Source organism: Methylocystis sp. H4A, from assembly GCF_015709545.1.
GTDB classification, from domain to species: Bacteria; Pseudomonadota; Alphaproteobacteria; order Rhizobiales; family Beijerinckiaceae; genus Methylocystis; species Methylocystis silviterrae.
Genome location: NZ_JADNQY010000028.1, coordinates 494,468 through 509,784, shown reverse-complemented (window position 1 = coordinate 509,784; position 15,317 = coordinate 494,468). Strand labels below are relative to the sequence as shown.

Here is a 15,317-nt window from a genome sequence, read left to right as displayed (position 1 = left end):
GCTTGGCCGGCCGCGCGGCGCTTCGTCTGAGGCTCCGCGTTCGCGAAGTTCCTTGACCTCTAGGTGCGGCTGCGCTATCTGGCGCCTCTCGCGTGCACGCGCTCGCGGGGGAGTAGCTCAGTTGGTTAGAGCGCCGGCCTGTCACGCCGGAGGTCGCGGGTTCAAGTCCCGTCTCTCTCGCCAAAACTTCCATAGCATCGAGAAACCTCGCTCATCGCCGATCCGGCGCTTTTTTGCGATCGTTTCAAATCAGCGCGCTTTGTTCTGACTGATCGCTCACGCGGTCGGACGCCGTCACGGGCAGCTCGATTTTGCACAGTTTCACACCGCGCCCGGCGAGCTTTAACCGCAAGCAGCGAGCTTCTGACTAACGCGACGGAATTCCTGTGATTTTTCCTTGCTCGATCGCTGAAAGAGCAATCCGAAAGCCTCGGCCTCCGCAGGATTAAGCCCTTCCGGCCCACCCTCGCGCCCGGAACAAGAGTACCGGTGTCGGGTTAGGCGTGCTCGGGGGGCTCCTCATATGAGGACCTGGAGCATTGAGAATGAAAAACTCACGCAAGCTACTCACGACAGCGCTCGCCGCAACCATGCTCGTTGGCGCGTTGTCGGTCGCCACCCCGGCTTCCGCGTGGAGCCGTTGGGGTGGGGGTGGATGGGGCCGTCATTGGGGTTACGGTGGTGGTTGGGCCCGCCCGGGCTACTGGGGCTCTGGCGCCGGACTGGGGTTAGGCGTCGCAGGCCTGGCCACCGGTCTCGCGCTCGGAGCGGCGGCCAGCGCCCCGTACGGCTATGGCTACCCTGGCTACTATGGCGCGGCCACCCCGGGCTACTACGGCGCAGCTGTCCCTGCCTATGGCTACGGCGGCTGCACGTGCTGGTAGCGGCTTCCGGTCCAGACCTGGCTAGATGACGCCTGGAAACTAAGGACAGTGCAGCCGCGCAATGCGCGGTTGCATCTGACGGGGGATCTGACCGGCTCAGTGAACGTCGATCTCGCTTTCGACGATATGATTGAGCGGCGTGCCTTCCGCCGTTAACGCCATGCGCAGCTTCAAGCGCTCGCCCGCCACCTTGTGATCGCGCACGATGCGTTCGATCTCGCGCTGCGAGGTGACGCCCACCTCCTTGAGAAACTTTCGCACGGCCATATTGAAAGCGTCTTCGTCCATCGCCCGGCTCCTTTGCCGACGCAATATACATAGTGCGATTCCCGAAGGCGTCATGCCCGCGCTTGTCGCGGGCATCCACGCTAGGACTGTGCGGCGGCTTTCGTGGATGGCCGGGACAAGCCCGGCCATGACGCGCGAGAGAGCAAAAAAGTCACCCCGCCTTCGCCACTTCACGCTGCGCAAAGCCCAGACGGATATTCAGCTCGTAGAGCAATTTCTCCGCCGCCAGCGGAATGTTGGTGCCGGGCGGGAAGATCGCCGCCGCGCCAGAATCATACAACGCCTGGAAATCGTCGGGCGGGATGACGCCGCCGACGACCATCATGATGTCGCCGCGCCCGGCGCGTCTGAGCGCGTCGCGCAGTTCCGGCGTCAGAGTCAGATGACCGGCGGTCATCGTCGAGACTCCGACGATATGCACGTCGGCTTCCGCCGCTTTCCTGGCGACTTCGTCGGGCGTCGCGAAGAGATCGCCGATGACGACGTCGAAGCCCATGTCGGCGAAGGCCGAGGCGATGACCTTCTGGCCGCGATCATGGCCGTCCTGGCCCATCTTGGCGACGAGAATACGGGGCTTGCGCCCGACATTCTCCTCAAAGTCGCGCGTCATGCCGATGACCCGGCCGAGATGGACGCTCTCCTTGCCGGCTTCCTTCGCATAGACTCCCGAAATCACATTGGCCTTCGGCTGATGCCGGGAAAATACCTTTTCGAGTGCGAAAGAGATTTCGCCGACGCTGGCCTTCGCCCGCGCCGCCTTGACCGCGAGATCGAGAAGATTGGCGCCCGATGTGGCGCCGTCGGTCAGCGCGTCGAGCGCCGCTTGCGTCTTCGCTTCGTCGCGCTCTTCACGCAGCCGCTTGAGCTTGTCGAGCTGCGCGGCGCGCACCGCGGCGTTGTCGACCTTGAGGACATTTGGCTTGGCGTCGTTCACCGGCTGATATTTGTTCACGCCGACGACGACCTGCGTTCCGCTGTCGATGCGCGCCTGCGTCTTCGCGGCCGCCTCTTCGATGCGCTGCTTGGGAACGCCGGCGGCGATCGCCTTGGCCATGCCGCCGAGCGTCTCGATTTCCTCGATATGCTTCCAGGCCCCCTTGGCGAGCTCGGCGGTCAGGCGTTCGACATAGTAAGAGCCGCCCCACGGATCGATGATCCGCGTCGTGCCGCTCTCCTGCTGCAGCACGATCTGCGTGTTGCGGGCGATGCGCGCCGAGAAATCAGTCGGCAGCGCGAGCGCCTCGTCGAGCGCATTGGTGTGCAGCGATTGCGTATGCCCTTGAGTCGCCGCCATCGCCTCGACGCAGGTGCGGATGGCGTTGACGTAGACATCCTGCGCCGTCAGCGACCAGCCGGAGGTCTGGCAGTGCGTGCGCAGGGTCATGCTCTTCTCGGACTTGGCGCCGAGATCCTTCATCAGCCGCGCCCAGAGCAGGCGCGCGGCGCGCAGCTTCGCCACCTCCATGAAGAAATTCATGCCGATGGCGAAGAAGAAGGAAAGACGCGGCGCGAACGCGTCGATGTCGAGGCCGGCCGCGACGCCGGCGCGCACATATTCAACGCCGTCGGCGAGCGTGTAGCCCAATTCGAGATCGGCCGAGGCGCCGGCCTCCTGCATGTGATAGCCGGAGATCGAGATCGAGTTGAACTTCGGCATATGCTTGGAGGTATAGGCGAAAATATCCGACACGATGCGCATCGAAGGGTCGGGCGGGTAGATGTAGGTGTTGCGCACCATGAATTCTTTGAGGATGTCGTTCTGGATCGTGCCGGTCAGCTTTTCGGCGGGCACGCCCTGCTCTTCCGCCGCGACGATGAAGAGCGCGAGAATGGGCAGCACCGCGCCGTTCATGGTCATCGACACGGACATCTGATCGAGCGGAATGCCGTCGAACAGCGTGCGCATGTCATAGATCGAGTCGATCGCGACGCCCGCCATGCCGACGTCGCCCATCACGCGCGGGTGGTCGGAATCATAGCCGCGATGGGTCGCGAGATCGAAGGCGACGGAGAGGCCCTTCTGTCCGGCGGCGAGGTTGCGCCGGTAGAAGGCGTTCGAGTCCTCGGCCGTGGAGAAGCCCGCATATTGGCGGATCGTCCAGGGCTGGGCGACATACATCGTCGGATAGGGTCCGCGCACGTAAGGCGCGACGCCGGGATAGCCGTCGACAAAGGCGAGGCCCTCGATATCCTCGGGGCCATAGGCGTTCTTCACCTCGATCCCTTCCGGCGTCAGCCAGCGGCGGGGCTTTGCCTCCTGCTCGGGCGCGACGGGCGCAAAGGGAATTGATGCAAAGTTCGGTATCGCGGACATTCTTTCCTCGGCTATTTTGCCATTTTCTCTTAGACCAGAGCGGCCTGTCTCGCAAAGCCGTGGCCGCAAAGGGCGGAGCGCGGCGATTTGAAGCGCGGCAGGTCAGCCCCTGCTCGGCTCTCCGCCCGCGCTCGACTCTCTGCCTCTTGCCCTGATCGCGGCAGGCGGGTCACAATCAGACTCCCGGCCGTTCGCCTTCGTCCCCAACCCCAACCCAGGAAATTGACATGCGCTATTCCCTAAGCCTGTTGCTGATCGCCGTCTTCGCCAGCGTGGCGTCCGCGCAGGCCATGGCGGGAAACGATATTCCCGACGACGTGAAGGTAAGATGCAAGGCCGATTATTCGAGGCTGTGCAGCGGCGTTATGCCTGGCGGCGGGCGCGTCCTCGCCTGTTTTCAGGCGCATAAGGGCGAAGTCTCGCCGGATTGCGCCGATGCGCTCTCGCAAATGAAGAAATAACGCATCGTCTCTCGCGCTTCCGCCGCTGACGGCGGGAGCGCGCCTCACCGGCGCGTTCAACCGTCCACGCCGTCAGACGCATTGGAGGAAAATCGCGCCGAGGCGTAGCGAATCGTTAGGACGGCGAGCGAGAGAATGAGCGTCGCGCCCGCGAGGATCAGTATGCCGACGTCCGGGAGCGATTCCGTCTGCACATAGCCGATCATGTGGCGGGTGAGCGCCGTGATGCCGACATAGAGGAGAAAGCGCACCGGCATGTGGTTGGTGCGGAAATAGATGCCGACCATCGAGCCGATTTCGAGATAGATGAAGAGCAGCAACAGGTCTTCGATCGAAGCGTGACCCTTCGTCGCCATTTCGAGAAACGCTTTCGCCGCCGCCCAGACCGTTGCGCCGCCAATCGCGAACAGTCCCAGAAGGTGAAAGACTTCGGTGAGCAGGTAGCCGATCGGATCCATCAGATCCAGCAATCGACGCACCGCCGGGTGTTGCTTCCTGTCCAAGTCTTTCATCGCCCGCCTACAAGGTATGTGAGCGCCCAGCATGGTCGAAGGCCGCAGCGTCAACGTCGCGCATGGCGACGCCGGGCGCAAATGACTTTGTCACCAAAGCGCCTTACGTCTGTCGGCCAAGCTATCCCCCGAGCCGCCGCCTCCAGTCTTCGACCTTGCGGCTTTCGAGTCGCCTGCGCGCGAGCGCCCGCCAGCTTTCCGCCAGCTCCGGCAACGCGGCCATCTCAGTGAGTTCGTCGAAGGCGCGCGGGCGCACGTAGAGCAAGGCGAAAAGCCGGGCAAGCGGCCAATCGGCACGCGGCCGCTCCATAAGCCGCAGCGAGTCGCCGGGCTGCGCCGCGCCCGTTTCGAGAACGCGGTAATACCAGCCGCAGCGCATCGTCTCCTGCGTGCGCCGCGCCATGTCGCGCCGGCCAAAGCGAAAATTGAGGGTCAGGCAGGGCTGTCGTCCCTGGCTCACCTGCAGGCGCGCGCCGCCGAGCGCGAAGACGTCGCCGACGCAGACCTCAGCTTCGGTGAGCCCGCACGTCGAAATGTTTTCGCCGAAGGCGGGTGCGACGAATTCATTCGCAAGCTCAGGCAAATCCGCGCGCCAAGCGTCGTAATTCTCGCGCGGATAGTGGTGCAGCGCTTTCTCGACCCCGCCATGATGGCGCCGATCCGCCTGTCGATCGCCCACGAGGCCCTCCGCCTCGATGCGCCAGGGCGGCGCCAGCGGCGCCTTGCGGATCGCGCTTCTGCGGCCTGGCGCAATCTCGCGCGGACGCCCCGCGAAAAGCCCGTCGATCGGGAGATCACCCATCACGATCCATTCGCCCACGCCAGCGGTCGCGCAGGTCTACCTCTGGATGGAGTTGAGATAGGCGAGCAGCGCTTCGATCTGCGCGGCGCTGAGCCGGAACTGCGGCATCTCGACGCCCTCATGGCCGACGACAATGCCCTCGGCGAGCGCCTCTTCGAGATTGTGCAGCGGATATTTTCGCGCGAGATCGCGGAACGGCGGCGACTTGGGATTGGCGCTGACGCCGCGCGCCCCGACCGCATGGCAGCGGCCGCAATTTGCTTGCGCGATCGCCCGCCCGCGCTTCAGCAGTTGGGCGTCGACAGGCGCTTTCGCCGCGGCGGCGCCGGCGGCGAGCAAGAGGCAAATCGTAATCGCTACAGCCGCGAATCGAAGCATCATCGAAGTCTAGCCGCGCGCCCGGCGCCTGTCACCGCGCCCTATTTGCGCACGATAAGCACCGAACATTTGGCGTGGCGCACGATGGTCTTGGCGTTTGAGCCGAGCAGATAGGTCGCCATCGTCGGGCGATGCGAACCGACCACGACAAGGTCGGAGCCCCATTCCTCGGCCTCGGCGAGCACTTCCGGGTAGACGGCGCCGAAGCGCACGATCGAGGTGACGCGCTCCGCCGGATAGGCGATCTTGCCACGCAACACTGCGAGGTCCTTTTCGGTCGCCTCGCGCATCTCCTCGTCGAAATTGGGCGGAATGTAGTCGATGAAGGCAACCGGAACGAGCGGCTGGACATTGACGAGCCGAAGCTCAGCCTCATGCTCCACTTTTGCGAGCGCCACCGCCGCGTCGAGCGCGAGCTGGGTGACTTCCTCCTCGCCGATCTCCACCGCCACCAGAATTTTCTTATACATCCCCGCCTCCCGATGCGCGCGGCGTCGACGCCGACTCCCTCCTTCATAGCGCGACTGTCGCCGCCGAGCCACTGACCCGCATCCGACGAGGTCAAATCGCAGACGCGCTACAAAATTCTAGTTGAAAGGTGTCTTACGTTCTAAAAACCTCGAAGGAAGTTAAGCTCGCTCTTCTTTTTAAAGTGATCTTGGGAGGAATTTATGAAGACTTGGATTCGCAGCGCCCTCGTGGCGTCTATCTTCACGTCGTCCCACGCCTCCGCCGCCGAGAACGGCGTCAACTACGACCCTGCGCACAGCGGCGCTTACGTAGCGAGAATCTCGACAGTTACTATTTCGCCGCTTACGACAAAATCTCCGGCGGCGGCTGTCCGAACGACGACGCCGACAGGCATTTCGGCTTGTGCTGCGAATCCGGCTTAACGAAGGACGTCCGGCTGATGAAGTGCAAATAGCGGCGCTCCGGCGCCCGCGCAGCGCGCGATGCCTCGTCGCGGGGACGACACTGTCCCCCGACCGCCGCACAGAAACCTATTCGACCGCTTCGGCTTTGACGAAATTCCAGGACGCCGTGTCGACGATCCTGTTTTCGCGACTCTCATGGCTGAGCTTGGCGCAGGTGCCCTCAACCGCTGTGACGGTCCACAGATCGATCTCTTCGTCCCAGGCGCCTTCGCAATTCACCAGCGTCGTGACTTTATAGATTTTGCCAGCCTCAAGCATGTTGCTGTCCTGTGCTGAACGATTCCCTTGGGAAAATACGGCATGGGCTCAACGCGACGACTCTTCATTATCGTCGCCAAAAAACAGGCAAAATTAGGGAAAGCTGCGGGCGACACATAGAATAGGCGCGCATCGTTCCCCGCCAATTCTTAAGTTCACGCCGTGTTGACGCCGCAGCGCATGTAGAGCGGAACGCACAGCGGCAGATCCGGCGGATGCGCGCGCCAGGCCTCCTCCAACTCCCGATCGACGAGCGCCAGCGGATCGCGGCCATAATGCAGTCTGTATTTCTCGACCGCGGACCAGGTCTTGAGAAAGCTCACGAGATCGCCTTTCGATCGCGCAACGGGCGTCTGAAACGGCGGGCAATCAATCTCCTTGAACGGAAACGGCAGGGTCTCGTAGCGCTCGAAATAGAGCGCCGAATTTTCCGCCCAGAAGGGGCCGAGAATATCCTCTTTGAGCCTGCGCAGGATCGCGTCGAGCGGTTCGACATGCGTTCGCGGCCAGTCATAGGTCCATGCCGCGATAATCCCCTCGGGGCGCAAGGCGCGCCGCGCGTTTGCGTAAAAATTCGGCAGGTCGAACCAGTGGATCGAACAGGCGCAGGCGATGAGATCGACCTCCGCGCGCAGGCCGAGATCGTCTTCCGCGCGCGCCAGACGATAGTCGACATTGGGCTCCTTTGGCGCGAGCGCCAGCTGCCGGGGATCGGGATCCGTCGCGAGCACGCGCGTGAAATGGCGCGAAAGTCCGAGCGCCGCCTGCCCGCTCCCCGCGCCGCAATCCCAGGCGAGACGATCCTGCCGCGCGGCGCTTGCGAGCCACGCGAAAAGCGCGTCGGGATAATGCGGGCGAAAGGCGCGATAGTCGCCGGCGTTGTCGCCGAACACCATCGTCTGGCGTGCATTCATTGCTGCGATCTCACTTCGTCTCGAACATGCGTTGCGGGCCGAGACCCTTTTGCGTCAGCCACAACGCCGTAACGCGATCATGCCAGGGCGTCAGGCTGCCGACGCCATGGAAGCCCATATGTCCCCCGCCCTGCGTCAACGCCGGCTCGATCGCCGGCAGACGCGACCAGTCGATCGCTGTGTAACTCTCCGCCGGAACCCAGGGGTCGTCGAGCGCGTGCAGGATCAGCGTCGGCAGCGTCGCGCCGGCGAGGAAATTCTTCGCGGCGTTGGCTTCGTAATAGTCCTGCGCGTCCCGGTAGCCAAAATGCGGCGCGACGAAGCGATCGTCGAATTCGTAAAGATTGCAGGCGCCGGCGATGGCGGCGCGCTCCGCGGCGGTGAGCGCGGCGCTCGGCGCCAGCGCTTCGCGTTTCATCTCATTGAGCATGTAGCGATGATAGACGAAATTGCGCGGCGCCATCAGCCGGGCGCAGGACGCAGCGAGGTCGATCGGCGTCGACACCGCGACGGCGGCGTGAACCGGCAGCCCATGCCCGCCTTCGCCCACAAATTTCAGCACGAGATTGCCGCCGAGCGAATTGCCGATGAGCACAATGCCGCGACTCATGAGCTCCGCCGGCAGGCCGCGCAGCGCCGCGACCAAATCCTCGGTCTTGCCGGCGTGGTAGCGCCCGCCGGAAGTGGCGCGCGAGGGCGCGGAGCCGCGCAGATTGAGGCGCAGCACCGGCCAGCCCTCGCCAACGAGATAGCGCGCCGAGGCGACGCCATGCCGGCTCGATTCGGAGCCTGCCAGCCCATGCGTCAGAACGATGAGCGGCGCGCCGCTATCCGTGGCCGGCCGATCGAGCCGCGCCGCCAGAAGGTCGCCATCGGGCATGGCGAGCAGCAGCCGCTCGCCGCCTATGAGCTCCGGCGGCGCCCCGCAGATGATGTTGCGCAGGGTCTGCAAATCGCCGCCGAGCCAAGGCGCCCGCTCGCGAAAGGGAGGAAGCGAGGTGTTTGAGGAGGTGGGCTCGCAGCGCATCGTTCCTAGCCTACAACCGACTGGGCAGGCTGGCGAAAGCTGGTCGCAAGATCAGCTTGCCGCGTTGGCTTTGGCCAGCGCTGCAGCCTCTCGCTCCGTTCGTGGGTGAGCCTCGTGGCCGACCGTGATTCGCCCCTCACCCCCATTCACCCTTTTCATCACCGCATCGAGCTTCTTCAACAATTCCGGATCGCGCGCCTCGGGGGCGGTGACAATGGCGCTGTCGAGCGCGCGGTCGGAGCCGATCGGGCAAGGCTCGTGTTCGCGCGGGAAATCGGTCAAAACCCGCGCCAGCAGTCGCGCGACGGTCGCCGAATTCTTCTGAACCACAGCGATCACCGAGGCGATGTCGACATTGTCGTGCTCCGGGTGCCAGCAATCGAAATCGGTCACCATGGCGACGGTGGCGTAGGAGATTTCGGCCTCGCGCGCGAGCTTGGCTTCGGGCATCGCCGTCATGCCGATCACGTCATAGCCCGCGGCCTTGTAGGTGAGCGATTCGGCGTAGGACGAAAACTGCGGACCTTCCATGCAGACGTAAGTTCCGCCGGCGACATGATCGATGCCCTCAGTCTTCGCCGCCGCGCCGATGCGCGCCGATAGCAGCGGCGCGATCGGATGCGCCATCGACACATGCGCGACGCAGCCGTCGCCAAAAAAAGAGGATTGGCGCGCGAAGGTGCGGTCGACGAATTGATCGATCAGCACGAAGAGACCCGGAAAAAGCTCGGATTTGAACGAGCCGCAGGCCGAGACCGAAATCAGATCGGTGACGCCGGCGCGCTTCAGCGCATCGATATTGGCCCGGTAGTTGATGGTCGAGGGCGAGAGCCGATGGCCGCGCCCGTGCCGCGGCAAAAAGACCGCCTGGGTCGCGCCGAGTTCGCCAAAGACGAGTTCATCGGAAGGCTCGCCCCAGGGCGTCGTGACCCGCTCGCGACGGATGTTGGCGAGCCCCGGTAGATCATAAACGCCCGACCCGCCGATTATTCCGACGACCGCTCTGGTCATGAATTATGTCTCCTTCGACAGCTGTTGCTTGGCCGGGTTTTGGACCGGCGCCAAAAATCGCGGCAATGTGACAGGGTTGCGCCCCCAAAACGCCTGTGTTAGGGGACGCTCGCCTTGGAGCTGGGGCGCAGCGGCCCTCGTTCCTTTTCCTACAGCATCCGTCGTTTGAGGCTAACCGCTTAATCGTCGCGAACGTGCAACTTGCACTGAGAGCGGCGTCTCCAAACGGCGTAGATTGACGAGCGAACCAAGTGGCTCAAGACGGGGATTCCTTATCGGGCGTTGCGGGTCGCTACGCCTCCGCACTCTATGATTTGGCGACGGAAAATCACGCCGCCGATGACGTCGCCGCGGCGCTCGATCGATTCAAGACTCTGCTGGACGGCAGCGTCGATCTCAAGCGCATGGTCAAAAGCCCGGTGTTCTCCGCCAAGGAGCAGCTCGACGCCCTCGAGCCGGTTCTCAACAAGGGCCAGATCTCCGGCATCGCCGCCAATTTCATCCGTCTCGTCGCCGCCAAGCGACGTCTCTTCGTCATCTCCGACATGATCGCCGCCTATCGCCGTCTGCACGACAAGGCGAAGGGCCTGGTGCGCGCCGATGTGACGATCGCGGCGCCGCTGAAGCCGGATCATGAAGCCGCGCTGCGCGAGACGCTCGCCGGCGTCACCGGCGGCAAGACCATCGATCTCAATGTGAAGACAGATCCGTCGATCATTGGCGGTCTGATCGTCAAAATCGGTTCACGCATGGTCGACGCCTCCGTGCGCACCAAGCTCAACTCAATCCGCACACGCATGAAAGAGGTCGGCTGATGGATATCCGCGCCGCAGAAATTTCCGCGATCCTCAAAAAGGAGATCGCCAACTTTGGCGCCGAGGCCGAGGTCACCGAGGTCGGCCAGGTTCTGTCCGTCGGCGACGGCATCGCGCGCGTCTACGGACTCGACAATGTGCAGGCTGGCGAGACCGTCGAATTCCAGGACGGCACCAAGGGCATGGCGCTCAATCTCGAAACCGACAATGTCGGCATCGTGATTTTCGGCGACGACCGCCACATCAAGGAAGGCCAGACGGTTAAGCGCACCGGCGCCATCGTCGAGGTTCCCGTCGGCAAGGAGCTCCTGGGCCGCGTCGTCGACGCGCTCGGCAATCCGATCGACGGCAAGGGGCCGATCAAGGCGACGCAGCGCTCCCGCGTCGACGTCAAGGCGCCGGGCATCATTCCGCGCAAATCCGTGCATGAGCCGATGGCGACGGGCCTGAAGGCCGTCGACGCGCTGATCCCGATCGGCCGCGGCCAGCGCGAACTCATCATCGGCGATCGCCAGACCGGCAAGACCGCCATCGCGCTCGACACGATCCTCAATCAGAAATCGCTGAACGACGGCGACGACGAGAAGTCGAAGCTCTACTGCGTCTATGTCGCCATCGGCCAGAAGCGCTCCACCGTGGCGCAATTCGTCAAGGTGCTCGAAGAGCGCGGCGCGCTCGAATATTCGATCATCGTCGCCGCGACGGCCTCGGATCCGGCGCCGATGCAGTTCCTCGCGCCCTTCTCCGGCTGCGCGATGGGCGAATATTTCCGCGACAACGGCATGCACGCCGTGATCATCTATGACGATCTGTCCAAGCAGGCCGTCGCCTACCGCCAGATGTCGCTGCTGCTGCGCCGCCCGCCGGGCCGCGAAGCCTATCCGGGCGACGTCTTCTATCTGCATTCGCGCCTGCTCGAGCGCGCCGCGAAGCTTTCCGACGATCGCGGCGCGGGATCGCTCACCGCGCTGCCGGTCATCGAGACGCAGGCGAACGACGTGTCGGCCTATATTCCGACGAACGTCATCTCGATCACCGACGGCCAGATCTTCCTTGAGACCGATCTCTTCTACCAGGGCATCCGTCCTGCGGTGAACGTCGGCCTCTCGGTGTCGCGCGTCGGCTCGTCGGCGCAGACCAAGGCGACCAAGAAGGTCGCCGGCAAGATCAAGGGCGAACTCGCGCAGTATCGCGAAATGGCCGCCTTCGCCCAGTTCGGCTCGGACCTCGACGCCGTGACGCAGCGCCTCTTGAATCGCGGCGCCCGCCTCACCGAACTCTTGAAGCAGCCGCAGTTCTCGCCTTTGAAGATGGAAGAGCAGACCTGCGTGATCTACGCCGGCGTCAACGGCTATCTCGATCCGCTGCCGGTCAATCGCGTGCGCGCCTTCGAAGACGGCTTGCTCGCGCTGCTGCGCTCGCAGCACAGCGACATTCTCGAGAGCATCCGCACGACAAGGGATCTCACCGACGAGACCGCGGCGAAACTCAAGAGCGTCGTCGAGAGCTTCGCGAAGTCCTTCGCTTAAACCAAGTCCTTCGCTTAAATTTCTTCCTCTCCTCGCTCGAGGAGAGGAAGCCCTCTAGGCCAGAAGCAAGCACATGCCCTCGCTAAAGGATCTTCGAAACCGCATCTCCTCCGTCAAGGCGACGCAGAAGATCACCAAGGCCATGCAGATGGTCGCCGCCGCGAAATTGCGCCGCGCCCAGTCGGCGGCGGAAGCGGCGCGTCCCTATGCCGAACGGATGGAGTCGGTGCTCGCCAATCTCGCGTCCAGCGTGACGGCGGGCGGACCGCCGCTCTTGGCCGGCAATGGCAAGGACGAGACGCATCTCCTCGTCGTCGCCACCGCCGAGCGCGGCCTTTGCGGCGCCTTCAATTCCTCCATCGTGCGTCTCGCCCGCGAGCACATCGCGCGGCTTCAGGATCAGGGCAAGACCGTCAAGATCCTCTGCGTCGGCAAGAAGGGTTTCGAGCAGCTTCGCCGCCAGTATGAGCGCAACATCATCGAGGTCATCGAGCTGCGCGGCGTCAAGCAGATCGGCTTCGACAACGCCGACGAGATCGGCAAGAAGATCATCCGCATGTTCGAAGAGGGGGACTTCGATGTCGCGACGCTGTTCTTCTCGCGCTTCAAATCGGTGATCGCTCAAATTCCGACCGCGCAGCAGCTCATCCCGGCGCAAATTCCCTCGAACGAAAACGCGCCGCCAGTCGAAGGTCCGCAGGCGTCTTATGAATATGAGCCGGGACAGGACGAAATTCTCTCGACGCTGCTGCCGCGCAACATCTCCGTGCAGGTGTTCCGCGCGCTGCTCGAGAACGCCGCCTCCGAACAAGGCGCCCGCATGAGCGCGATGGACAATGCGACGCGCAACGCCGGCGACATGATCAAGAAGCAGACGACGATCTACAACAGGTCGCGTCAGGCGATGATCACCAAGGAGCTCATCGAAATCATCTCGGGCGCCGAGGCGCTCTGAGCCATTTTAGGACGAGGACGAAACATGGCCGCCAATAAGCCCAGCGGGCGCATCACCCAAGTCATCGGCGCCGTCGTCGACGTGCAGTTCGACGGGCAATTGCCTGAGATTCTGAACGCCCTCGAGACGACGAACCAAGGCAATCGCCTCGTTCTCGAAGTCGCGCAGCATTTGGGCGAAAACTCCGTTCGCACCATCGCCATGGATTCGTCCGAAGGCTTGGTGCGCGGTCAGGAAGTCACCGACACCGGCGCGCCGATTTCGGTTCCCGTCGGCGACGAGACGCTCGGGCGCATCATCAACGTCATCGGCGAGCCGGTCGACGAAGCGGGCCCGATGCTCACGAAATCGCGCCGCGCCATTCATCAGCCGGCCCCCTCCTACGCCGAACAGGCGACGGAAGCGCAGATTCTCGAGACCGGCATCAAGGTCGTCGATCTGCTCGCGCCTTACGCCAAGGGCGGCAAGATCGGCCTGTTCGGCGGCGCAGGCGTCGGCAAGACCGTGCTGATCATGGAGCTGATCAACAACATCGCCAAGGCGCATGGCGGCTATTCCGTCTTCGCCGGCGTCGGCGAGCGCACCCGCGAAGGCAACGACCTCTATCACGAGATGATCGAGGGCGGCGTCAACAAGAAGGGCGGCGGCGAAGGCTCGAAATGCGCGCTGGTCTACGGCCAGATGAATGAGCCGCCGGGCGCGCGCATGCGCGTCGCGCTGTCAGGCCTTACCGTCGCCGAAGATTTCCGCGACCGCGGCATGGACGTGCTGTTCTTCGTCGACAACATTTTCCGCTTCACCCAGGCGGGTTCGGAAGTCTCGGCGCTTTTGGGCCGCATCCCCTCGGCGGTGGGCTATCAGCCGACGCTCGCCACCGACATGGGCGCGCTGCAGGAACGCATCACCACGACGACCAAGGGCTCGATCACTTCGGTGCAGGCGATTTACGTGCCGGCCGACGATCTGACCGATCCGGCGCCCGCGACCTCCTTCGCGCATTTGGACGCCACGACCGTGCTGTCACGTTCGATCGCCGAGAAGGGCATCTATCCGGCGGTCGATCCGCTCGATTCGACTTCGCGCATGCTGTCGCCGGCGATCGTCGGCGAGGAGCACTACGACATCGCGCGCAGGGTGCAGTCGACTCTGCAGCGCTATAAGTCGCTGCAGGACATCATCGCCATTCTCGGCATGGACGAGCTCTCCGAAGAGGACAAGCTCGTCGTCGCCCGCGCCCGCAAGATCGAGCGCTTCCTGTCGCAGCCCTTCCACGTCGCCGAAGTGTTCACCGGTTCGCCCGGCAAGCTCGTGGCGCTCGCCGACACGATCAAGGGCTTCAAGGGCCTCGTCGACGGCGAATACGACCATCTGCCGGAGGCGGCTTTCTACATGGTTGGCTCGATCGAAGAAGCGGTCGAAAAGGCCGCGAAGCTCGCCAAGGAAGCGGCGTAACTTTTACAAAGCGTTTTGGCCGGACGTGCTCCGGCCATGACGCTGATCAGTTTTCGTGGATGGCCGGGTCACCCCGGCCATGACGGGCTGGACGCAAAGCGCCGTCGGAGAACATCATGGCTGCATTCCACTTCGAACTCGTTTCTCCCGAGAAGCATCTCTTCTCCGGCGAAGTCGAGTCGGTCGTCGCCCCTGGCGCCGATGGCCAGTTCACCGTGCTCAAGGACCATGCGCCGGTCATGACCACGCTGAAGGCCGGCGTGGTGACCGTTTCCGGCGGCGAAGGCAAGGTTGAGAAGCTTTTCGTGCGTGGGGGATTCGCGGACGTCAACGCGTCCGGCTTCACCATTCTCGCCGAAACGGCGATTGCTCTTTCCGAAATCGACGTCGCCAAGGTCGACGCCGACATTCGGAACGCGCGCGAAGACATCTCCGACGCCAAGTCTGACGAAGCGCGTCTCGCCGCGTCCGACAAGCTCGCGCAATTGCAGGAGCTGCGCGCGGCGATCGGCGGCTGATCAGACCGCGATGGACATTCACGCGGCGCCCGCCGCGCAGGTCTCGCAACTTCTCTCCGCGTCATGCCCGCGCTTGTCGCGGGCATCCACGTGACGCCGTCCGGCGAGTCTCTCAACGTTTACGCATCCTCTCGGCGTGGATGGCCGGGACAAGCCCGGCCATGACGGCTGAGTGATTGCGCAACGACGTTAGAGACTGCTTCCACGCGAGTGTCTCTTCGACGTCATGCCCGCGCTTGTCGCGGGCATCCACGCGGCGCTCTC

Annotated in this window: 16 protein-coding genes and 1 tRNA gene; 7 read left to right on the top strand and 10 right to left on the bottom strand. The window is 63.7% G+C overall.

All coding sequences use genetic code 11. The features are described from left to right. Positions 1–106 precede the first annotated feature (106 nt). Positions 107–183 (top strand) — tRNA-Asp (locus IYW40_RS19090). 797 nt (positions 184–980) lie between these two features. Here the strand turns inward: IYW40_RS19090 and IYW40_RS19085 are convergent. Further along, positions 981–1,172: a DUF6494 family protein gene (locus IYW40_RS19085; protein ID WP_196401821.1), complete on the bottom strand. Its 192-nt coding sequence runs from the start codon at positions 1,170–1,172 to the stop codon at positions 981–983. Between the two features lie 151 nt (positions 1,173–1,323). Further along, positions 1,324–3,486 carry a methylmalonyl-CoA mutase gene (gene scpA / locus IYW40_RS19080; protein WP_196401820.1) on the bottom strand — a complete coding sequence of 721 codons (2,163 nt, stop codon included), beginning with the start codon at positions 3,484–3,486 and terminating at the stop codon, positions 1,324–1,326. Between the two features lie 227 nt (positions 3,487–3,713). Here scpA and IYW40_RS19075 point away from each other — a divergent pair, with 227 nt between their 5' ends. After that, on the top strand, positions 3,714–3,947 hold the full coding sequence (locus IYW40_RS19075; protein WP_196401819.1) for a cysteine rich repeat-containing protein: 234 nt from the start codon (positions 3,714–3,716) through the stop codon (positions 3,945–3,947). 56 nt (positions 3,948–4,003) lie between these two features. Here the strand turns inward: IYW40_RS19075 and IYW40_RS19070 are convergent, their stop codons facing one another. The 8 genes from IYW40_RS19070 to IYW40_RS19035 form a co-directional block, all read right to left on the bottom strand. Then, positions 4,004–4,459: a phosphate-starvation-inducible PsiE family protein gene (locus IYW40_RS19070; protein ID WP_196401818.1), complete on the bottom strand. Its 456-nt coding sequence runs from the start codon at positions 4,457–4,459 to the stop codon at positions 4,004–4,006. A gap of 121 nt (positions 4,460–4,580) precedes the next feature. Continuing rightward, positions 4,581–5,261 carry an MOSC domain-containing protein gene (locus tag IYW40_RS19065; protein WP_196401817.1) on the bottom strand — a complete coding sequence of 227 codons (681 nt, stop codon included), beginning with the start codon at positions 5,259–5,261 and terminating at the stop codon, positions 4,581–4,583. Between the two features lie 36 nt (positions 5,262–5,297). Continuing rightward, on the bottom strand, positions 5,298–5,639 hold the full coding sequence (locus IYW40_RS19060; protein ID WP_175092514.1) for a cytochrome c: 342 nt from the start codon (positions 5,637–5,639) through the stop codon (positions 5,298–5,300). A 41-nt stretch (positions 5,640–5,680) separates the two neighbouring features. Beyond that, on the bottom strand, positions 5,681–6,109 hold the full coding sequence (locus IYW40_RS19055; RefSeq protein WP_196401816.1) for a universal stress protein: 429 nt from the start codon (positions 6,107–6,109) through the stop codon (positions 5,681–5,683). A 531-nt stretch (positions 6,110–6,640) separates the two neighbouring features. Continuing rightward, entirely contained in the window at positions 6,641–6,832 is a 192-nt protein-coding gene (locus IYW40_RS19050) for a hypothetical protein (protein WP_018409125.1), read from the bottom strand. 155 nt (positions 6,833–6,987) lie between these two features. Further along, a complete protein-coding gene (locus IYW40_RS19045) occupies positions 6,988–7,746 on the bottom strand; it encodes a class I SAM-dependent methyltransferase (RefSeq protein ID WP_196401815.1) in 759 nt (252 codons plus the stop codon). A 10-nt stretch (positions 7,747–7,756) separates the two neighbouring features. Beyond that, positions 7,757–8,773 carry an alpha/beta fold hydrolase gene (locus IYW40_RS19040; protein WP_196401814.1) on the bottom strand — a complete coding sequence of 339 codons (1,017 nt, stop codon included), beginning with the start codon at positions 8,771–8,773 and terminating at the stop codon, positions 7,757–7,759. Positions 8,774–8,824: 51 nt separating this feature from the next. Then, entirely contained in the window at positions 8,825–9,784 is a 960-nt protein-coding gene (locus IYW40_RS19035; protein ID WP_246720913.1) for an S-methyl-5'-thioadenosine phosphorylase, read from the bottom strand. Between the two features lie 251 nt (positions 9,785–10,035). Here IYW40_RS19035 and IYW40_RS19030 point away from each other — a divergent pair, with 251 nt between their 5' ends. The 5 genes from IYW40_RS19030 (at position 10,036) to IYW40_RS19010 (ending at position 15,053) form a co-directional block, all read left to right on the top strand. Then, complete coding sequence (locus tag IYW40_RS19030; RefSeq protein ID WP_196401813.1) at positions 10,036–10,599, top strand: F0F1 ATP synthase subunit delta; 564 nt, start codon at positions 10,036–10,038, stop codon at positions 10,597–10,599. Beyond that, positions 10,599–12,128 carry a F0F1 ATP synthase subunit alpha gene (gene atpA / locus IYW40_RS19025; protein WP_196401812.1) on the top strand — a complete coding sequence of 510 codons (1,530 nt, stop codon included), beginning with the start codon at positions 10,599–10,601 and terminating at the stop codon, positions 12,126–12,128. Before IYW40_RS19030 ends, atpA begins: the two co-directional genes overlap by 1 nt. 73 nt (positions 12,129–12,201) lie before the next feature. Further along, a complete protein-coding gene (locus IYW40_RS19020) occupies positions 12,202–13,083 on the top strand; it encodes a F0F1 ATP synthase subunit gamma (RefSeq protein ID WP_196401811.1) in 882 nt (293 codons plus the stop codon). Between the two features lie 24 nt (positions 13,084–13,107). Continuing rightward, on the top strand, positions 13,108–14,535 hold the full coding sequence (atpD, locus tag IYW40_RS19015) for a F0F1 ATP synthase subunit beta (RefSeq protein WP_196401810.1): 1,428 nt from the start codon (positions 13,108–13,110) through the stop codon (positions 14,533–14,535). Positions 14,536–14,651: 116 nt separating this feature from the next. Further along, complete coding sequence (locus IYW40_RS19010) at positions 14,652–15,053, top strand: F0F1 ATP synthase subunit epsilon (protein ID WP_196401809.1); 402 nt, start codon at positions 14,652–14,654, stop codon at positions 15,051–15,053. The last annotated feature ends 264 nt before the right edge of the window (positions 15,054–15,317 follow it).